Origin of the sequence: Mycobacterium sp. RTGN6, assembly GCF_033804605.1 — a bacterium.
Taxonomy (GTDB): domain Bacteria; phylum Actinomycetota; class Actinomycetes; order Mycobacteriales; family Mycobacteriaceae; genus Mycobacterium.
This window is the reverse complement of the sequence record NZ_JAPZKZ010000013.1, coordinates 217851-237346: the sequence shown is the minus strand read 5'-3', so window position 1 is coordinate 237346 and position 19496 is coordinate 217851. Positions and strand designations below refer to the sequence as shown.

Below are 19496 nucleotides of genomic sequence, written 5' to 3'. Positions count from 1 at the left end.
CTGGACATCAAATGTGTCGAGCAAGCAGGGCGGTAGATCAGCGGCACCTCGGGTGCATCGGCAATCCATCGAAGATCACCGACACAAGGATGGTCCACCAGTGAGCCTGCTCGCCGAGCTGGGCACGATGGTCAGCAGTCGTGCGACGCCGTACGACGAGCCGCGGTCGGTGGTGGTGCGCCGACGCGTCGTCGTTGCGGTCGTGCTCGTCTTGGGCGCCTTGTTGCTCGGATTCTCACTCAGCCGTGCGCCGGGGGATGCATCGTTCTACTGGTTGACCCTAGGACTGGCCACGGTCTGGGCCGTCGGGGCATGGGTGTCCGGCCCATTGCACTTGGGCCACTTACGGTTTCGGACCCGGAGCCGACGACCCATCATCACCGGGTCCGCCATCGGGCTACTCGTCGGAGCGGTGTTCATCGTCGGTGCCCTGGTGGCGCGTCAGCTCCCACCGGTGCGGGACTACATCGTCGCGGTGCTCGAGTTCGCGAACTACGGGCCGCTGGTGCTCGTCGTGTTCATCACGGTCGTCAACGGCGTTGCCGAGGAATTGTTCTTCCGCGGCGCGCTGTACAGCGCGCTCGGCAAGGCGTCGCCCGTGGTGCTCTCGACGCTGGTCTACGCCGTCGCGGTCTGCGCCACGGGCAATCCCATGCTGGGATTCGCGGGCCTCGTCCTTGGCTACGTGTGCGCCTACGAACGCCGAATGACCGGTGGAGTGCTCGCACCCATGCTCACCCACTTCTTCTGGGGGCTCGTCATGGTGCTCGCACTTCCACCGATCTTCGGCGTCTGAACCCTTCTACCGCAACGGGTTTGCGAGCTCGTCACGCCGCATCCGCGCCGCCGTCATGGCGATCGCGGCCAGCGCCACGGGGACGACGCCGGCGGCGGTGAAGATCGCCTCCATCGACACCACCTTCGACAGCGGCCCGACGATCGCGAACGACACGGGCATGAACGCCAGCGAGACGAAGAAGTCCAGGCTCGACACCCGGCCCAACATCTCGGTCGGCACCCGCCGCTGAAGCAGCGTGCCCCAGATGACCATGCCCGCGCCGTCGGTGACGCCGACGACGAAGGTCGCGACGGCCATCCACCCGAACGACGACGTCGCCCCGACGACGACGAGCGGCAGGCAGCCGAGGCCCCACATCGCCATCATCACCGTCAGGTAACGCCGCGGCAGGCGGGTCGACGAGACGGCCAGTGCGCCGATCGCGCCGCCGATCCCGAAGAACGCCAACAGGAATCCGTACGTCTGGGCTCCATCGGCGAACCGGTCCTGCACGAGGAACGGCAGCAGCACCTCGATGGGGCCGAGCACCACGAGCACGAACATGCTGGCGAACAACAGCGTCCACAACAGCCACGGCGTGCGCACCACGAACGAGCAGCCGTCCCGCAGATCGCGCAACACGTGCGGCCGTTCTGCGACGTCCCCGGGCGCCGCGTCGCGCACCGCCGGTCTGGTGCCCACCAGGAGCGCCAGACCGACGGCGAACAACACCGCCACGACGATCGCGCCGACCGAGGGCATCGTCGCTCCGACCAGAATGCCTGCGACCGCAGGCCCTACCGCCCGCTGGAACACGGGCCGCACCACACCCTCGACGCCGTTGGCGGCGAGCAGCTGTTCGGCGGGCAGGATCCGCGGCAGGATCGCGCTGTACGCAGGAAAGAAGAACGCCGCTGCGATGCCGAGCGTGCCCGCCGCGACGGCCATGTGCCACACCTTCAGAACGCCAAGTGACCCCAACACCGCGATCGCCGAGACCGCGACGACGTTGACCGACTCGACGGCGATGATGATGCTGCGTTGGTTCAGCCGGTCGGCCGCTATGCCGCCGACCAGCAGGAATGCCACCAGCCCGACACCGAGGCAGGTCGCGACGAGCGACAGCGACGCCGGGTCGTTGTCGAGCTCGATGACCTGCAACGCCATGACGACGGCCCACATGCCCTCGGCGAAGATCGAGATCGCGACAGCGGCGATCAGCAGCCGGTACTCGCGGACGTGGAAGGGTGCGAGCACGCGCCAGCCACCGGTGGGGTTCACCGGTTTCTGGAGGTCGAATTGCGTACTCACCTATGGATGGTCGCCTACCGACCACCCTCGAGTCGAACGATTTTCGCGTCAGAAGAAGTCATCGAGGGAGGGTGGTTTGCGCCCTGCCAGCTTCGACACCGCCCAATGGTTCAGCGATACCCTCTGCTCGTTGGCTTCGATGACGAGTCGGGCGTGCAACTCGGGTGACGTACGCACGACGAAGTTGCCGCTGTATCGGCGATCGGAAAGTGATTCCGGCGGCGGATCGCCGCATTCCTCCATGTCCGCGACGACGTCAGCGACGATCTCCTGGATGCGTCGGATCGCTTCCAGCGCCGTCGGTGCGTGGGAGAGATGTTCGGGGAACTCGAGACACCGGCCGACGTACTCGATGCCCTCGTACCACCACTCCGCGCGGTAGGTGTAGTTGTTCATGGCGCCGATCTTGGCGCCGCGGTCCGACAATGCACTCGTCCTGAATCGCGGTATCGCCGGTGATACTGAGTTTCTGGGTGGGCTAATGGTCCGAAGCCGCGCCGCGCAGGCCTAGTCGTCCGTAAACGTCGGCGTCCGGCGTTGCTGAAACGCAGTGGTGCCCTCGCGAAAGTCGTTGGACACCAACAACTCCAACTGACCTTCGGTCTCCCGGGCGAACGCAGCCTCAAGTTCGGTGAGCGTCGCGTCGTTGATGGCCTGCTTCGACCTGCGCAGCGCCACTGCCGGACCCGAAGTCAGCGTGGCGACGACCCCGTCGACGGCGGCCTCGAGTTCGTCCGCCGGGTACACGGCGCTGACCAACCCCGCGGCCAAGGCCTCGGCGGCAGGCAGTCGCTCGGCCAACAGCGCCAGCTTCATCGCACGAGTCCGTCCGATCGACGCGGCCACCAACGCCGAGGCGCCACCGTCGGGCATCAGCCCGATCTTGGTGAACGCCAACAAGAAGTACGCCTTCTCCGACGCCAGGATGACGTCGCACGCCAAGGCCAACGACACGCCGACGCCAGCCGCCGGGCCATGCACCACGGCGACGACGGGCTTGGGTAGTTCGACGATCGCGCGGACCGCCTGGTTGGCGGCGGCCAGCACGTCGGCCGGCGTTCCGCTGGCGCCCGGGCTGGCGTGATCCTCCGCGCTGATCCCCGCGCCGGAGCTGAAGCCGCGCCCCGCACCGCCGAGGCGGACCACCTTGACGCGCGGGTCGGTGGCCGCCTGCGTGAGCGTGGTCCCGATGGTGGCGAGCATGGCCGCGGTCAGGGAGTTGAGGCTGTCAGGACGATTTAGCGTCACCGAAAGCACCCCGTCGGTCAGCGACACCGTGAGATCGTCGATGCCTTGGTAGAGAGTGGTCGTCATTGCCATGCCTTGCGTCTGGCGGAGCAGAAGGCCCGCGGCCGGTTCGACTTGGTTATACAAGTAAGCTATGTCGGCGGTCAACCACGTCGACTATCGGAGGGCGTTGCTAGATGGCTGGACCACTTCAAGGATTGCGTGTCGTCGAGTTGGCCGGCATCGGCCCCGGCCCGCACGCGGCGATGATTCTCGGCGACCTCGGAGCCGACGTCGTTCGCATCGAGCGGCCGCGCAAGGGTGCCGGAGTTCCTATGCCAAGCCGCGATTCGATGCTGCGCAACCGGCGGTCGGTGGCCGCGGACCTCAAGAGCGACGAGGGCCGCGAGCTGCTGATGCGGCTGGTGGCCAAAGCCGACGTGCTGATCGAGGGCTACCGGCCGGGCGTCACCGAGCGCCTCGGCCTCGGGCCGGACGACTGCGCGAAGGTCAACGAGCGACTGATCTACGCACGCATGACGGGCTGGGGCCAGACCGGTCCTCGGGCGCTGCAGGCCGGCCACGACATCAACTACATCTCGCTCAACGGGTTGCTGCACGCCGTCGGCCGCAAGGACGAGAAGCCGGTCCCGCCGCTGAACCTGGCGGGCGACTTCGGCGGTGGGTCGATGTTCCTTATCGTCGGCATCCTGTCCGCGTTGTGGGAGCGGCAGACCTCGGGCAAGGGTCAGGTGGTCGACGCCGCCATGATCGACGGTTCCAGCGTGCTGATGCAGATGATGTGGGGTTTCCGCGCCACCGGGATGTGGAACGACGTGCGTGGCACCAACATGCTCGACACCGGTGCGCCGTACTACGACACCTACGAGACCTCCGACGGCCGCTACGTCGCGGTCGGTGCGATCGAGCCGCAGTTCTACGCCCTGCTGCTGCAGGGGCTCGGCCTGGATACCGCCGGACTGCCCGACCAGAACGACGTCAGCCGCTGGCCGGAACTGCGGACCGCGTTCACCGAGGCGTTCGCCGCCCACGACCGCGACCACTGGGCCAAGGTGTTCGACGGTACCGACGCCTGCGTGACGCCGGTGCTGAGCTTCGCCGAGGTGGAGACCGAGCCGCACGTGACCGAACGCGACACGTTCTTCCGCGACGGCGACAACCTCGAGCCGGCCCCGGCGCCGCGGTTCTCGCGCAGCGTCCCGCCGACACCGAAGCCACCCGGCATACCCGGCGCCGACACCGAAGCCGTACTGCGGGACTGGGTATAGTCCCAACCAACCAGTAGGTCGGGAGCGGACTAACCCTTCCTCGGCCGTCAGCAGCGATATGAAAGGAATGCATCCGTGCAGATCAAAGACGCCGTAGCAATCGTCACCGGCGGTGCGTCGGGCCTCGGCCTGGCCACCACCAAGCGACTGCTCGACGCTGGTGCCTCCGTGGTCGTCATCGACCTCCGCGAGGGCGACGAACTGGGCAAGCTCGGCGAACGCGTGAAGTTCGCCTCCGCCGACGTCACCGACGAGGCCGCCGTGAGCCAGGCGCTCGACCTCGCCGAGTCGCTCGGCCCGCTGCGCATCAACGTCAACTGCGCGGGCATCGGCAGCGCAGCCAAGACGTTGGGCAAGGACGGCCCGTTCCCGTTGGACTGGTTCACCAAGACCATCCAGGTCAACCTCATCGGCACGTTCAACGTGCTGCGGCTGTCCGCCCAGCGCATCGCCAAGAACGAACCACTCGGTGAAGAGCGCGGCGTCATCATCAACACCGCGTCCGTCGCGGCGTACGACGGCCAGATCGGCCAGGCCGCGTACTCGGCGTCCAAGGGCGGCGTCGTCGGCATGACGTTGCCGATCGCGCGTGACCTGTCCCGCGAGCTCATCCGCGTGTGCACCATCGCGCCCGGCCTGTTCAAGACGCCGCTGCTCGGCTCGCTGCCCGAGGAGGCGCAGAAGTCGCTCGGCCAGCAGGTGCCGCACCCGGCCCGGCTCGGCGACCCCGACGAGTACGGCATGCTCGCCGTGCACATCGTCGAGAACCCGATGCTCAACGGTGAAGTGATCCGCCTCGACGGCGCCATCCGGATGGCGCCCCGATGACGATCACGACGAAGTTCACCGAGACGTTCGGAGTCGAGCACCCCGTCGCGCAGGGCGGCATGCAGTGGGTCGGGCGGGCGGAACTCGTTGCGGCCGTTGCCAACGCGGGCGGGCTCGGTTTCATCACCGCGCTGACGCAGCCGACGCCCGCCGACCTGGCCCGCGAGATCGCCAAGACCCGCGAGTTGACCGACAAGCCGTTCGGGGTGAACCTGACGATTCTGCCGTCGATCAATCCGCCGCCGTACGACGAGTACCGCCAGGTCATCGTCAACGAGGGCATCAAGATCGTCGAGACGGCCGGCTCCAACCCGGCACCGCACCTGCCGATGTTCCACGACAACGGCATCAAGGTGTTGCACAAGTGCACGTCGGTGCGGCACGGGGTCAAGGCGCAGAGCCTCGGTGTCGACGGCATCAGCATCGACGGGTTCGAGTGCGCGGGCCATCCCGGTGAGGACGACGTTCCTGGCCTGGTGCTGATCCCGGCGGCGGCCAAGCAGATCGAGATCCCGATGATCGCGTCGGGCGGCTTCGGTGACGCGCGTGGCCTGGTTGCGGCGCTCGCGTTGGGGGCCGATGGCATCAACATGGGCACGCGGTTCATGGCCACCGTCGAGTCGTGCATCCATCAGAACGTGAAGGAAGCGATCGTGGCCGGCGACGAGCGTGGCACCGAGCTGATCTTCCGCAGCCTGCACAACACCGCGCGCGTCGCGAGCAATGTGGTGTCGCGCGAGGTGGTGGAGATCCTCAAGGGTGGCGGTCAGTTCGAGGACGTCAAGGAGCTGGTGGCCGGTGTCCGTGGCCGCAAGGTGTTCGACGACGGTGACCTCGACGCGGGCATCTGGACCGTCGGCACCGTGATGGGGCTCATCGATGACATCCCCACCTGCGAGGAACTGATCTCGCGCATCGTCGGTGAAGCCGAAGATCTGATCACCGAACGGCTCGGCGGCATGGTCACGCTGTCGGAACCGGCGGAGCTATCCGCGTAGCGGGCTTTGAATGCACTCAGGGCTGTGAATCTCTGCGATTCACAGCCCTGAGTGCACTAGAAGAACGATGGTGGGCGCGCGGTGACTCTCAAGTGACCGGGCAACCCGACTGGTGGCGCGTACGCGCCGACGCGTCAGACCGCGGCGGCGAGGTCGGGGAACTGCTCGGAGCAGTCACCCTCGACGAGGAAGTCCCCGTGGTAGAGGGCTTCGAAGTCAACCTTGATGACATCTGCACTGGTGTCGTCGATCCACATGTACTGGACAGTAACTATCACTATTAAGAGATCTTTGAGTCACGATTGAGGACACAGTGGCAATTCTTACCTGCGAGTAGGTTCTGGCCTACGAACCACTGAGGTGGATCGGGTTCGTCCCGTTCAGCAAGACCCAGGTAGCAACTGCCGCGGCGATGCCGACGATGAACAAGGCGAACGTGACGAGGCCGGGCCAGCGATCGCGCCCAAACAGCTTCGCGTCCAGCGAGTAGGCGCCCGCACCCGTAAAGAGCAGGGCCGTTGCAGCGAACGCGACCAGGAACGGCACATTGAACGGTTCCGACCAGAAGGCGCCGCCGGACACGTTGACCGCCCACGCGTCGATCATCGCGGCAAGCACCGCGCAAGCCGCGAGCGGTGTCAGCAAACCGAGCACCAGGAGCACGCCGCCCGTGGTCTCGGCGGCGGTGACCATCAGGGCGGCGAACGTGGGTTGGCGCCATCCGCCGGATTCCATGAAGCCGACCGTCGTGTCGAAGTCGAGGGCCTTGATCAGTCCGGCCTGGATCATCGTCGCGCCGATGGCGAACCGCAGGAGCAGCAGGCCGAAGTCGGCGGGCGATGACCGGCGGCGGGGGGTTTCGATGGATGGCGTGTCGAAGGTTGGCGTTTCGAAGGTGGCCATGACGCCCACCCTATTCGGCTGTGAGGATGCTTGGAGTGTTGTCGCGCGTGAACATTTGCGTGCTCGACGACGTTTATCCCCATGGAGGGGCCCGTTGACGATGCTGAGTTATCGCTGATAAGTTATCACCGATATGGTATCGGGAGGGAACTGACGTGTTGCATCGAATCGCCCTATTGGCGATCGCCGCCCCAAGGCGCATCCTCGCGGTCGCCGCGCTGGTCATGGTGGCCGCCGCGATATTCGGCATCCCGGTGGCCAAGAGCCTGTCGGCGGGCGGGTTCCAGGATCCGACGTCGGAGTCGGCCCAGGCCACCAAGCTGCTCACCGACAAGTTCCACCAGGGCGATATGCAGATGCTCATCGTCGTCACCGCCCCCGACGGCGTCCGAGGCCAGGCCGCCGACGCCGTCGCCACCGACATCATCGACCACCTCGATAAGTCGCCGCACGTCGCCCAGGTCACGTCGGCCTGGACCGTCCCGCCTGAGGCCGCGGCGGAGCTCATCAGCAAGGACGGCAAGTCGGGGCTGATCATCGCGGGCATCACCGGCGGTGAGAACGACGCCCAGAAGTACGCCAAGGCGCTGGCCGACGACGTCGTCCACGATCGTGACGGCGTCACCGTGAGGGCGGGCGGCGTGGCCATGGTCTACGCCCAGATCAACGCCCAGACCCAGCGCGACCTGCTGTTGATGGAGTCCATCGCGATCCCGCTCAGCTTCCTCGTGTTGGTGTGGGTGTTCGGCGGCCTGGTGGCGGCGGCCCTGCCGATGCTGGTCGGCGGGCTCGCGATCGTCGGGTCGATGTCGGTGTTGAGGCTCATCACGTTCAGCACCGACGTGTCGATCTTCGCGCTCAACCTGTCCACGGCGCTGGGCCTGGCGCTCGCCATCGACTACACCCTGCTGATCATCAGCCGCTACCGCGACGAGCTCGCCGAGGGAAAATCGCGCGAGCAGGCGCTGATCCGCACCATGTCGACCGCCGGGCGCACCGTGCTGTTCTCGGCCACCACCGTCGCGCTGTCGATGGCCGCGATGCTGCTCTTCCCCATGTACTTCCTGAAGTCGTTCGCCTACGCGGGCATCGCCACCGTGGCGTTCGGTGCCGCCGCGGCGGTGATCGTCACACCCGCGGCCATCTGGCTGCTCGGCGACCGGCTGGGTGCACTCGACGTCCGCAAGTTCATCCGCCGTGTGCTCGGAAGGCCGGAACCGACGGTCAAACCCGTCGAGCAGTTGTTCTGGTACCGCTCAACGAAGTTCGTGATGCGTCGCGCCGTCCCGATCGGCTTGGCCGTCGTCGTGCTGCTGCTCGCACTGGGGGCGCCGTTCCTCGGGGTCAAGTGGGGCTTCCCCGACGAACGGGTGCTGCCGAAGACGGCGTCGGCACATGTGGTCGGCGACCAGCTCCGCGACGACTTCGTCGACAACTCGTCCACCGCGGTGACCGTGGTGGTGCCCGACGCCGACGGCCTCGACGCCGCGGCGTACGAGCGCTATTCCACCGACCTGTCGCGCGTCCCGGACGTGTCGGCGGTGTCCGGGCCTGCAGGCACCTTCGTCGCGGGCGCACGCGTCGCGCCTCCGCCGCCGGACGGCTACGTCGCCGACGGAAGCGCGTACGTCACCGTCGGCAGCAACGCAGCGCTGTTCTCCGACGCGTCGGAGACGCAGCTCGACGCGCTGCACGCCGTCGCCGGGCCCGATGGCCGCACGGTTCAGATGGCAGGCATCGCGCAGATCAACCGGGACAGCGTCGAGGCCATCACGACGCGACTGCCGTGGGTGCTCGGCCTCATCGGATTGATCACCTTCGGACTGTTGTTCCTGCTGTCCGGCAGCGTGGTGCTTCCGCTGAAAGCCGTTGTGCTGAACGTCTTGTCGCTGACGGCAGCGTTCGGCGCGCTGGTGTGGATCTTCCAGGACGGTCATCTGAGTGCGCTGGGCACTACGCCGACGGGGACGCTCGTCGCGAACATGCCGGTGCTGTTGTTCTGCATCGCGTTCGGTCTGTCGATGGACTACGAGGTGTTCCTCGTCGCCCGGATCAGGGAGTACTGGCTCACGTTGCGTACGGGAGAGTCCGCGTCGTCCGGCCGGGAGGCCAGGAAGTTGGCGCGCGCCGAGAACGACGAGGCGGTGGCGCTCGGGCTGGCCCACACCGGCCGCGTCATCACCGCTGCCGCCATCGTCATGTCCATCACGTTCGCGGCGCTCATCGCCGCACAGGTGTCGTTCATGAGGATGTTCGGCGTCGGGCTCACCTTGGCGGTGCTCGTCGACGTCACCCTGGTGCGGGTGATGCTGGTGCCCGCCTTCATGCACCTCGTTGGCGGTTGGAACTGGTGGGCGCCCAAGCCACTGGCCCGCCTGCACCAGCGGATCGGCATCAGCGAGTCCGGCCCGGACGACGATCAGGACACCGACCCGCCGAATTCCGACCGCTCCATGGTCTCCGTGACGGACACTCGATAGCGTGACGGTCCAGCCCCTGCGACGTCGGCGCGCCCCCCGTGGCTCGGGTGACCAGCTTCGCGACGAAATCCTCGACGCCGCAACCGATCTGCTGATGGAGACGGGTCACGCGAAGTCGGTGTCGATCCGCTCGGTGGCCCAGCGGGTCGGTGTCACGTCGCCGTCGATCTACCTCCACTTCGCCGACAAGGACGCGCTGCTGGATGCGGTGTGCGCCAGGTACTTCGAGCGTCTCGACGAGGTGATGCAACAGGTCGCGGACGATCAGCCGTCGAACCTCGACCGGCTCCGTGCGCAGGGCCTGGCATACGTGCGGTTCGCCATGCAGACACCTGAGCTCTATCGCATTGCCGCCATGGGGGAGCCCAGGCCCGGCAGCAACGTGGACGTTGCGCTGAACAGCTCGGCGTTCGTGCACATGTGCAACTCGGTGGAGTCGTTGATGGCCGACGGCATCTATCCGCCCGGTGATGCCATGACTGCGGCCCTGGAACTGTGGACAGTCGCACACGGGGTGGCCTCGCTGCTGATTTCGCGGCCGGACCTGCCGTTCGGCGACGCCGAGGAGTTCGCCGACCGGGTTCTGAGCGCGGTCTGCTGCGGGCACATCGCGTGGGGCGCGATGGGCCCCGACGTGTCACCACAGGAGGCCGTCGCGCGGCTGAAAGGATTGGCAGATGCCTGAGCTCGACAATCCGTTCTTCGCGCGGCTGTGGACGGCGCTGTCCACCCGCGAACCCGAGTCGATCCGACGGTTGCGGCGCGAGAACCTCGCCGGGCTGACCGGACGCGTGCTTGAGGTGGGTGCGGGCACCGGCACCAACTTCGAGCTCTACCCCGACACGGTCAGCGAGGTCGTGGCCGTCGAGCCGGAACGCAGGCTCGCCGACATCGCGATCCGGGCCGCCGAGAATACCCAGGTGCCAGTCACAGTCACCACGGACACCATCGAGCACTACGCGCCCGGTGAGCAGTTCGACGCCGTCGTGTGCTCGCTGGTGCTGTGTTCCGTTGGCGACCCCGATGACGTGCTGCGGCAACTATTTTCGCGCTTGCGGCCCGGCGGGGAACTGCGCTATCTGGAGCACGTGGCGAGTACCGGCCTGCGGGCCAATTTCCAACGGGTCGCCGACGCCACCGTGTGGCCGCGGCTCCTAGGCAACTGTCACACTCACCGCCACACCGAGCAGTCCATCGCGGACGCAGGCTTCGAAGTCCGCGAATCCCGGCGCGAGTGGGTGCTCCCGGCGTGGATTCCGGTGCCCTCCTCGGAAGCCGCGATCGGGCTGGCGGTCCGGCCCGCCTAGCCGAGCAGCGCGGGCAACCGCTGCAGCAATTCGGGCAGCGCCGTCGCCGCGTTCTCGCGCAACGAGATCGTCGCCCTGTCCGACAAGGGAGTCCGCTCCGGGTTGACCTCGATCACCGGAACGCCCTCCGCTAACGCCAGTTCAGGCAGGCTGGCCGCCGGGTAGACGATGGACGACGTGCCGACGACGACCGCCACGTCGGCCTCAGCCACGGCCGCGAGCGAACGGTCCCAGGCCTCCGTCGGCAGCTGCTCGCCGAACCACACGACGTCGGGCCGGATCAGCCCACCGCAAATGGGGCACGCTGGCGGCTGCACGGCCTCGACCGGCTCCGGCATTGCTGGAAGTTCCCCGTCGTACGCGGATTGACAACGGTCGCAACGGAAGTGGAACAGGCTACCGTGAAGGTGGTAGACCTGCGTGCTGCCGCCGCGCTCATGGAGGTCGTCGACGTTCTGGGTGACGACGTGCACGTCGGCGTAGTCCTGCCAGGCGGCCACCGCGCGGTGTCCGGCATTCGGTTGGACCGCTTTCATCATGTAGTGCCGCCACAGGTACCACGCCCAGACCTTCTCGGGATGACGTCGCCAACCGTCCGCACTGGAGATCTCGTACGGGTCGACGTGGGCCCACAGGCCGGTCTCGACGTCCCGGAACGTCGGGACCCCGCTCTCGGCGGACATCCCCGCGCCGCTGAGCACCGTTACTCGCACGTTCACCAAACTAGCGGGTTTTTGTGATACTGGGCACGTGGCCAATCTGGGGGATTGGGTGCGCATTGATTCTGAGGCTGCGAGGCCTCTGTTCGATCAGCTGCGGACCCAGATCATAGGGGGAATCAGGGATGGCCGGCTGTCGCCGGGCACCCGACTGCCGACGGTGCGCGAGCTCGCCGCCGAGTTGAACATGGCGGTGAATACGGTGGCGCGGGCGTACCGCGAACTGGAGAGCGCCAGCGTCGTCGAAACACGCGGCCGCTTCGGCACTTTCGTGGCGCGGGCGGATCCATCTGACGCCGCGATGGCGACCGCCGCGCACGCCTATGCGACGACCGCGAGGTCGTTGGGCGTCGCCAAGGCCGACGCGTTGCGCTACATCGAGACGGCGTTGAGTTAGCCAAACTCCAGCAGCGTGAACGCCGGACGGACCGGGTCGAACAGCGGGATTCGCTGCACGGCCCACGCCACGGTGTTCCACACCCGGCCACGGCCAGGGGGAAACGGGACGTCGCGGACGGCGCGGACACCCGGCACCGAGTTCACCAGGTCCGCGGCCTGCGCCGCCGACATGGTGAACGGCATCGGTGGAACGCGGTAGCGCGCCGTCGTCCGCACTCCGCGCCTGATCAGGCCTGCGAACCAGGGCGGGGGAAGGTCGAACATCATCTGGCCGCCAGGAAACCGGCGCGCGCACTCGGCGATCAGCCCCATGGCCTCTTCGGGTTGCAGGTACATCAGCAATCCCTCGGCGGTGATGAAGACGCCGTTGGAGTCGTCGACCCCATCCATCCAGGCGTAGTCCAACGCCGACTGCGCGCACACCGTCACGTGGTCCGACGGCGGCAAGAGTTTGTTCCTCAACTCGATCATGGGCGGCAGGTCGACGGTGAGCCAACGGAATTGGTCGCTGACCCCGCTGGCCTCGATCCGGTAGTAGCTGGTCTGCAGGCCCTCGGCCAGCGCGACGACCGTTGCTGCCGGATGGTCGACGAGATAGCGCCGGGTGGCCCCGTCGAAGGCCAACGCCCGCAGCGCCATGTCCTGGCGTCGGCTGAACCCGAACTTGGCGAAGTCGAACTCGATGGAGTCGACGAGCACGATCGCCATCGGGTCGTCGATGATCGAGTCGGGCCGCCGTGCCTCGTTCGCTCGCACCTGAAGGGTCAACAACGCCGTCTCGGACACCCCGGTCAGCACGGCGTCGACCTTCTTGGGGTTCACCGCAGCAGCTTTTCGACGGTGCGCAGGTTCCGCGTCGTCGTCGACGACTTGTATCGCTTCTTGCCCATGGTCTTGCCGATGGTGCTGTCGAGCGTGCTCATCTTGGGCACCTGCCAATAGACGACACCCTCGCCGCGCTCGATCTTCTCGTCGTCCCCCGCCGCCAGTCCGGCGAGCTCGTCGAGCACGTCGGGGTCGGAGACGAAGGTGACGTAGGACTGAATCCCTTCGACCTCACGCTCGAAGGGGAACCCTTCCGAGATCGCGCGCACGACGTCGAGGTCGTACGCCAGCACCCACGCGTCGTATCCGAACCCGTTGCGCAACGCGGTCTCGGCGGTCTTGCGCACCGTGGCCACCCCCGACCGGCTGGTCAGCAGCACGTTGCCGCTGGCCAGGATGGTCTTGACGTCGGTGAATCCCGCGTCCGTGAACGCCTTGGCGACGTCGGCCATCTTGAGGTTCACCCCGCCAACGTTGACCCCGCGCAACAGCGCGGCGTAGCGCGTCACCCGAAGTCCAGCTGCAGGGTCATGGTGTCAATGGTAGGGAGCCGACGCGCAAAGCCGGTGGGCCACGTGGCCGACAGTCGTACGCTCGGGGGATGACCCGTCACGTGTTCGACGACAAGCTGTTGGCCTTGATCAGCGGCAACTCGTTGGGAGTGCTGGCCACCATCAAGCGCGACGGTCGGCCGCAGCTGTCGAACGTGTCGTACCACTTCGATCCGCGCGGCGTCGCCATCGCCGTGTCGGTCACCGAGCCGCGTGCCAAGACCCGCAACCTGCGCCGCGACGGGCGGGCGTCGATCTACGTCAGGTCCGACGACGGCTGGGCCTACGCGGTCGCGGAGGGCGACGCGGTTCTGACGCCGCCCGCCGCCGACCCCGGTGACGACACCGTGGAGGCGTTGATTGCGTTGTACCGCAACATCGCCGGTGAGCACCCCGACTGGGACGACTATCGCCAGGCGATGGTCCAGGATCGCCGCGTGGTGCTGACCATTCCCATCAGCCACCTGTACGGACTGCCTCCGGGCATCAGGTAAACCACGCGACGCGTCCAACGCGGCGCGCTACGCTGCCGTCATGGCCGAAGAACCCGAGGACGAGACCAAGCGCAAGTTCCGCGAAGCGCTGGAGCGCAAGAAGGCCAACGCTGGCGGCGGCTCCGAACACAAGGACGGTGGCCGCAAGCACGGCCCACACTCGACCGGTCCCGCCGAGAGTCACCGCGAGTTCCGGCGCAAGAGCGGCTAGCCGCTCACCTTGTCATTGAGGTAGCGGTGGCTGCGCAGAAATGCGAGTAGCGGTGTCGCCTAGTGCTATCTCAACGGGATTCGCGGCCAGCACGCGTGCGGCGATCAGCCCGACGAGCATCACCGCGACACACCACAGGCCGTCGTCCTTCAGTCCCCACGCGCAGGACGCCAGGGTGGCCGCACCCGCGATGCAGAGCAGCACACCGACCGCGGCGCTGCGCATTCCGGGCCGCGCGACGTAGCCGCCATCCCACAGTGGAAGCGGATCGTTCTCCAGCTGGCGAAGCGCGACGAACGTCGCCGACATCAGCACGGCCATCAAAGCCACCTGGACCACGGCGAGCACCACGAAGTGCGGCTGACCCGGGAAGCGTGGCAGCCCGAGCCCGTCGAACACCAGGTGCATGCCCAGCAGCAGCGGCATGTGCCACAGGTAGAGCGTCATCGCGCCGGAGTTGCCGATGACGGCGAGCCGCCAGACGGGCGGGCTTTGGGCCCAGCGCCCGATGGCAGGTGCCGCGGCAATGGCGAACGCGCACAGCATGATTGCGTGCCCCGCAAGCAATAGCGACGGCGGTGTCATGTTCCGCAGTCCCTCCGCGTCAATCCCGACGAGGCTCAGCTGATACGGCCCGAACCAGAACAGCGCGACGTTGACGCCGAACATCGCCACCGCGAGGCCCCACGCGGCTCGCGGGGTCAGTAGCCCCCGCCGATAGGCCACCCCGAACATGCCAGGGATGAGCCATGCGACGAAGTTGACGTACGACAGCGCGCTCCAACCGGGGTCGGTGACGCGGATGACGTCGACGACGGCGATGACGCCATAGGTGCCCGCCACGGCCGCCGCGAGCCTCGGTGCAGTGTTGAGCTGGGCCAGCACCGGGACCGCCGCGAGCACCAGCACGTACGCACCGAGGAACCACAGCAGTTGGATGCTGATCCCCGCGACGGGCTCGTACACGTGCTCGGGCAGCACGTGGCGCAGCCCGACGAGTGCCACGCCCCAGAACGCGAGGTAGTAGAACACCGGGCGGTACAGCCGGGTGCAGCGCTTCAGCAGCCATCCGCCCCAACTGCCGCCGGTTTGATACGACCCGATCGACGCCGCCACCCCCGCGAAGAAGAACAGCGGCATGATCTGGAAGATCCACGTCAGCGCTTGGAACACCGGCGACGTGGTCAGCAGGTTGCCCCAGTGGAAGACCCCGTCGGTGATGATGCTGGTCGCCATGATGGTGTGGCCTGCGACGACGCCGACGAGGGCGGCGATGCGGATGACGTCGACGGCGCGGTCGCGGCTCGGTGGCGTGTTCGCCTCTAGCTCGGCGGCGGTGGGGAACAAGCGTGGAGCGGCCATGGAGCGAATCTAAGCCCGGAGGGCCTAGGTAGATTCACTCAAATTCTGGTGCGCGAGCCGCGGCCGAGCTTCAGACCTGTCCGCCGGTCAAGGCGAGCAGCTGGCGAGTCCTGGCCTTCGCCAGTTCGCAGTACGCTCGGGCGGCCGCCCTGGCCGCCGGGGCATTGGCCCCCTCCAGAGCGACGAGCAAGTCGCGCTGTACCTCGAGGAACGCGGCCGACGACTTCGCCGTGGTCCCGAAGCTGCGCATCATCACGTTCTTGATGCTGAGCGATTCGAACGCCGCGACGAGTAGGGCGTTGCCCGACAGCGCCACGATCGACTCGTGGAAGGCGTAGTTGGCATCGAGGTAAGCCTGAAAATCCAGGAAGCGATCGTCGACGAGATGGCGAGACATGGCGTCCAGATGTGTGCGCGCCGTGCCGAGCCGATGCGAAACATCTTGCCCGAGAACCTGATCGATCACACCGAGCTCGATCGCGAGCCGAGCCTCGAACGCCTCGTCGGAGGTCCGCACGTCGAACGGAGCGATGATGTAGCCCCGCTGCGGGTCGCGCTGGACCAGACCGTCCGAGGCGAGCTTCGTCAGTGCATAGAACGCCCGGGCCCGCTCGCCGCCGAGACTATCGGCGAGCTCGTCGACGGTGATCACCTGCCCCGCGGCGAAGACCCGGCTGAGCACCATGTCCCTGGCTTGCTCGTAGGCCTGGTCGTTGCGCTCGAACTCGAAGCGCCCGAACCCGCCGCGAAAATAGGTGAGGGGGGCCCCTTCTCGCGCGGTTGCCGCGATCACGTGACCGAGGAAGACGGAATGACTGCCGCCGATCACCTGTTCGGTCACCTCGCACTCGAGTGATGCGATCGCGTCGGCCAACACCGGAACACCGCCGATGCCCCGGTCGAAGCGGACGCCGGCGAACTTGTCCGGGCGCGGCGTGGCGAACTGATAGGCGAGATCGCCGTGGGACTGGCCGAGCACGTTCACGGTGTACCGCCCGCTGCGTTCGATCGCTGCGGCGGTGGGCACCGCATTGTTGATGCAGGCGAGCATCATCGGCGGCTCCGTCGACAACGACGTCACGGAGCTGGCGGTCATACCATGGTCGTGACCGTCCACCCTGGTGGTGACGACGGTGACACCGCTGGCCAGGTGGCCTACGACATGACGGAACAGGCCGGTGTCGACCGCCGATTCGGTGGTCGCAAACTCCTGCGTCATCGTGGTCTCCTCGTTGTACGTCGCGAATTCAATTGAACGCCGACGGGTTCCGACAATCACTCACGGAGTTCGTGAATCTGCCCGCAGCTCATTGGCGTCGGCGGACACGCCCTCGACGCCACCGTTGACGGATTGCGCCACCCGCACACTCGAACTTCACGTCCGCAGCCACTGCATCGGCACGGCTGCGGATCTTGACTGGTTCGGTGATCAACGCAGCCGTGGTGGGACTGGGGTGGTGGGGCCGCAAGGTAGTTGGCGACCTCGACGGAAGCGAGCACGTGCGGATCGTCGCCGGGGTAGACGTCAGTGCAGACTCCCGCCGGGCGATGCGGCCGTCGTTGGAACACGTCCATTCCGATCTCGACGCCGTACTCGACGACGACGCCATCGACGCCGTGATCCTGTGCACGCCGCACAAGTTCCACACCGACCAGATCATCGCCGCGGCCGCGCACGGCAAACACGTCTTCTGCGAGAAACCGCTCAGCACCTCGGGGCGCGACGCACAGCGTGCCGTCGACGCGATCACCGCAGCCGGCCTGCAATTGGGCATCGGCCATGAACGCCGCTTCGAGCCCGCCGTCGTGGCACTGCGGCGGGCGATCGTGGACGGAACGCTGGGCACGCCACTGGTCTTCGAAGGCAACTTCAGCCAGGACAAGTTCCTCGACCTGCCACCCGACAACTGGCGGCTGTCTGCAGTCGAGGCGCCGGTAGGGCCGTTGTCTGCGACCGGCATTCATCTCGTGGACCTCGCGATCAGCATCTTCGGGCGGCCAACTGAAGTCTGGGCGAGGCTGTCGACGCAGGCGACCACCTTCGCGAACGGGGACACGCTCGCGGTGACGCTCGCATTCGAGAAGGGGCAGACCGCCCTCATCACCGCGATTCTGGCGACCCCCTTCGTCGGGAGGGTAACGGTCCTCGGCTCGGAAGGCTGGGTCGAGATCCGTGACCGCAGCCACCCCGAGCAACCCCAAGGTTGGGACGTCACCCGGCAGCTTCGCGGCGAGCCCGTGGTGACGGAATTCTTCGCTCCGCACGCATCGGTGCGCGAGAACATCGAGTCGTTCGCCGCAGCCGCGGCAGGACGGTCCGTGTATCCGGTACCGCTGGAGGAGATGGTGGCAAATGCGCGAACGTTCGAAGCGATCACCCGATCGGCGCTCAGCGGCGTCGTCGAGCCCGTCTGAGCTCCGCCTCCATGACACTCGTCGAACGCACTAGGATCCACGATGTGTGAGCTCCGTCGGAACGCACACACCGCACGGCGAGACCGAGGTGCATCGCGATGTCCATGACCGTCGACCGAAGCCCGGACACGTCCACCGCAGAGGTGCACATGCCGGCGCCCCTGAACTTGTGGCGAGACGACCGGCCGCCACCCGCCTGGGTGCAGGATGTCGCGAAGGACTTCGACGTCGACGAACTCGTGCACGTCATCATCGGCCGTTGCGTGGCCATCGCGTTCCCGAACCATTCCCACGACGACGAGTTTCGGGCACACCTCACGGCGAGTACCCACGCGAACGCGCACTGCCTACGGTCGGTCATCGCCGGCGAGATCCAGCTCGGCGACGTCTACCTCGAACAGGTGCTTTCCTTCGCGAAAGTGCAAGCCCAGCTGCGTATTCCACAGAAGTCGATGCAACGTTCGTATCGCATCAGTTTCTTCACGATGTGGGAGGCCTGGAGCGCGCACCTGCGCGAGGTGATCAAGACGCACGACGTCGACCGTGACGAGGCCGCGCTGGCTCAACAGCTGCTCACCCAGACGATCCTCGGGTACCAGGACTTCGTGGCATCGCAAGTCGCCGAGACCTACACGCGCGACTACGAGGCACTCAACCGATCGCGGACCCACATGCGTCGGAGCCTGGTGAAGGACATCCTGCGCGGCGAAGGCGAGTCGCTCACCGGTTCGGACCTCGCGATCCTGTCCTACGAGCCGGGAAGTCGGCACATCGCCGTCCTGATGCCGAACGTCGCCGAGGGCGCGGCCACCCAACTCGCCGTTGGCCTGCGCGCCGCCGTGAGCTGCCAACACTCGCTGGTCTACCCGCTCACGCTGAGCTCGACCGTGGTGTGGCTGGGCCGGATCGGGGAGTGGAAGCGCCCGGTGCTCGAAGCGCTCGACGCCGTACTGAGCGAAGCGGGCGTGACGGCCACGCTGGGTGGGCCGCACGCCGGGATCGAGGGGTTCCGCACCACACTGGCCGAGGCGATGGATGCCGAGCGGATACGGGCCGCCTGGGGTGAGCTCGGCGCACCGTCGGTCGTGCATCACCATGACGTCGGCCTGGAAATCCTGCTGATGCGGGATCCGCAGACCGCACGCGAGTTCGTCGAGCGCGAGTTGGGGCCACTCGCGCTCGACACGCTAGAAGCGGCGCGATTGCGGGAGACGTTGGACGCGTCGTTCCGCTTCGGCTCCCACGTCGCTGCGGCCGAGCATCTGCAACTGCACGAGCACACCGTGCGCAACCGCCTGCACAAGGCCGAGGAGTTGCTTGGCCATCCGATCAACGAACGGCGGACCGAGCTGCAGGTCGCCGCGCGGCTGATGCGGCTGCGGTCTGGCTCCGAGTAGCG

General features: G+C 67.0%; 22 protein-coding genes and 1 pseudogene. 13 read left to right on the top strand and 10 right to left on the bottom strand.

The features are described from left to right. Both SLQ33_RS28700 and SLQ33_RS28695 read left to right on the top strand, forming a co-directional pair. Positions 1–104 (top strand): annotated as a pseudogene (locus tag SLQ33_RS28700) (hypothetical protein); the annotation flags it as partial. A gap of 23 nt (positions 105–127) precedes the next feature. Then, positions 128–796: a type II CAAX endopeptidase family protein gene (locus SLQ33_RS28695; protein WP_319457318.1), complete on the top strand. Its 669-nt coding sequence runs from the start codon at positions 128–130 to the stop codon at positions 794–796. Between the two features lie 6 nt (positions 797–802). Here SLQ33_RS28695 and tet(V) read toward each other — a convergent pair whose 3' ends face one another. From tet(V) to SLQ33_RS28680, 3 genes are all read right to left on the bottom strand, one after another. Then, positions 803–2059 (bottom strand): tetracycline efflux MFS transporter Tet(V), encoded by a 1257-nt coding sequence (tet(V), locus tag SLQ33_RS28690; RefSeq protein ID WP_319457317.1) that lies wholly within the window; start codon positions 2057–2059, stop codon positions 803–805. Between the two features lie 78 nt (positions 2060–2137). Beyond that, positions 2138–2485 (bottom strand): type II toxin-antitoxin system HicB family antitoxin, encoded by a 348-nt coding sequence (locus tag SLQ33_RS28685; protein ID WP_319457301.1) that lies wholly within the window; start codon positions 2483–2485, stop codon positions 2138–2140. 111 nt (positions 2486–2596) lie between these two features. Then, positions 2597–3403, bottom strand: a complete 807-nt coding sequence (locus SLQ33_RS28680; protein ID WP_319457300.1) for an enoyl-CoA hydratase — start codon at positions 3401–3403, stop codon at positions 2597–2599. A 110-nt stretch (positions 3404–3513) separates the two neighbouring features. Between SLQ33_RS28680 and SLQ33_RS28675 the strand changes: the two genes are divergently transcribed. The 3 genes from SLQ33_RS28675 to SLQ33_RS28665 all read left to right on the top strand — a co-directional run bounded on the left by SLQ33_RS28675 (position 3514) and on the right by SLQ33_RS28665 (position 6431). After that, positions 3514–4605, top strand: a complete 1092-nt coding sequence (locus tag SLQ33_RS28675; RefSeq protein WP_319457299.1) for a CaiB/BaiF CoA-transferase family protein — start codon at positions 3514–3516, stop codon at positions 4603–4605. A gap of 75 nt (positions 4606–4680) precedes the next feature. Beyond that, entirely contained in the window at positions 4681–5433 is a 753-nt protein-coding gene (locus tag SLQ33_RS28670; protein ID WP_319457298.1) for a 3-hydroxyacyl-CoA dehydrogenase, read from the top strand. After that, complete coding sequence (locus SLQ33_RS28665; protein WP_319457297.1) at positions 5430–6431, top strand: nitronate monooxygenase family protein; 1002 nt, start codon at positions 5430–5432, stop codon at positions 6429–6431. Before SLQ33_RS28670 ends, SLQ33_RS28665 begins: the two co-directional genes overlap by 4 nt. A 134-nt stretch (positions 6432–6565) precedes the next feature. On the opposite strand, the gene SLQ33_RS28660 is transcribed toward SLQ33_RS28665, so the two are convergent. Both SLQ33_RS28660 and SLQ33_RS28655 read right to left on the bottom strand, forming a co-directional pair. Next, positions 6566–6688: a hypothetical protein gene (locus SLQ33_RS28660; RefSeq protein WP_319457296.1), complete on the bottom strand. Its 123-nt coding sequence runs from the start codon at positions 6686–6688 to the stop codon at positions 6566–6568. A gap of 88 nt (positions 6689–6776) precedes the next feature. Then, positions 6777–7334, bottom strand: coding sequence for a DoxX family protein (locus SLQ33_RS28655; protein ID WP_319457295.1), 558 nt, complete (start codon positions 7332–7334; stop codon positions 6777–6779). A 155-nt stretch (positions 7335–7489) separates the two neighbouring features. Here SLQ33_RS28655 and SLQ33_RS28650 point away from each other — a divergent pair, with 155 nt between their 5' ends. The 3 genes from SLQ33_RS28650 to SLQ33_RS28640 are packed head-to-tail and all read left to right on the top strand — an operon-like array spanning position 7490 to position 11121. Next, positions 7490–9814, top strand: coding sequence for an MMPL family transporter (locus SLQ33_RS28650; RefSeq protein ID WP_319457294.1), 2325 nt, complete (start codon positions 7490–7492; stop codon positions 9812–9814). 1 nt (position 9815) lies between these two features. Further along, complete coding sequence (locus SLQ33_RS28645; RefSeq protein WP_319457293.1) at positions 9816–10499, top strand: TetR/AcrR family transcriptional regulator; 684 nt, start codon at positions 9816–9818, stop codon at positions 10497–10499. Beyond that, positions 10492–11121: a class I SAM-dependent methyltransferase gene (locus SLQ33_RS28640; protein WP_319457292.1), complete on the top strand. Its 630-nt coding sequence runs from the start codon at positions 10492–10494 to the stop codon at positions 11119–11121. Before SLQ33_RS28645 ends, SLQ33_RS28640 begins: the two co-directional genes overlap by 8 nt. Here SLQ33_RS28640 and SLQ33_RS28635 read toward each other — a convergent pair. Further along, positions 11118–11834 (bottom strand): NAD-dependent deacylase, encoded by a 717-nt coding sequence (locus SLQ33_RS28635; RefSeq protein ID WP_319457316.1) that lies wholly within the window; start codon positions 11832–11834, stop codon positions 11118–11120. The genes SLQ33_RS28640 and SLQ33_RS28635 overlap by 4 nt on opposite strands. Positions 11835–11871: 37 nt before the next feature. Between SLQ33_RS28635 and SLQ33_RS28630 the strand changes: the two genes are divergently transcribed. Further along, complete coding sequence (locus SLQ33_RS28630) at positions 11872–12237, top strand: GntR family transcriptional regulator (RefSeq protein ID WP_319457291.1); 366 nt, start codon at positions 11872–11874, stop codon at positions 12235–12237. Here SLQ33_RS28630 and SLQ33_RS28625 read toward each other — a convergent pair. Together SLQ33_RS28625 and SLQ33_RS28620 are read right to left on the bottom strand one after the other, a co-directional pair. After that, positions 12234–13061, bottom strand: coding sequence for a class I SAM-dependent methyltransferase (locus SLQ33_RS28625; protein WP_319457290.1), 828 nt, complete (start codon positions 13059–13061; stop codon positions 12234–12236). The two genes, SLQ33_RS28630 and SLQ33_RS28625, sit on opposite strands and share 4 nt — an antisense overlap. After that, positions 13058–13573 (bottom strand): DUF1697 domain-containing protein, encoded by a 516-nt coding sequence (locus SLQ33_RS28620; RefSeq protein WP_319457289.1) that lies wholly within the window; start codon positions 13571–13573, stop codon positions 13058–13060. Before SLQ33_RS28620 ends, SLQ33_RS28625 begins: the two co-directional genes overlap by 4 nt. 92 nt (positions 13574–13665) lie before the next feature. On the opposite strand from SLQ33_RS28620, the gene SLQ33_RS28615 reads away from it, so the two are divergent. Then, positions 13666–14109, top strand: a complete 444-nt coding sequence (locus SLQ33_RS28615) for a PPOX class F420-dependent oxidoreductase (RefSeq protein ID WP_319457288.1) — start codon at positions 13666–13668, stop codon at positions 14107–14109. A gap of 40 nt (positions 14110–14149) precedes the next feature. Then, positions 14150–14320 (top strand): DUF5302 domain-containing protein, encoded by a 171-nt coding sequence (locus SLQ33_RS28610; protein ID WP_319457287.1) that lies wholly within the window; start codon positions 14150–14152, stop codon positions 14318–14320. 12 nt (positions 14321–14332) lie between these two features. On the opposite strand, the gene SLQ33_RS28605 is transcribed toward SLQ33_RS28610, so the two are convergent. Further along, positions 14333–15682, bottom strand: a complete 1350-nt coding sequence (locus tag SLQ33_RS28605) for an acyltransferase (protein ID WP_319457286.1) — start codon at positions 15680–15682, stop codon at positions 14333–14335. Positions 15683–15752: 70 nt separating this feature from the next. Continuing rightward, on the bottom strand, positions 15753–16901 hold the full coding sequence (locus SLQ33_RS28600; protein ID WP_319457285.1) for a flavin reductase: 1149 nt from the start codon (positions 16899–16901) through the stop codon (positions 15753–15755). Between the two features lie 206 nt (positions 16902–17107). Here SLQ33_RS28600 and SLQ33_RS28595 point away from each other — a divergent pair, with 206 nt between their 5' ends. After that, complete coding sequence (locus SLQ33_RS28595; RefSeq protein WP_319457284.1) at positions 17108–18097, top strand: Gfo/Idh/MocA family oxidoreductase; 990 nt, start codon at positions 17108–17110, stop codon at positions 18095–18097. A 98-nt stretch (positions 18098–18195) separates the two neighbouring features. Then, positions 18196–19494: a PucR family transcriptional regulator gene (locus SLQ33_RS28590; RefSeq protein ID WP_319457283.1), complete on the top strand. Its 1299-nt coding sequence runs from the start codon at positions 18196–18198 to the stop codon at positions 19492–19494. Positions 19495–19496 lie beyond the last annotated feature (2 nt).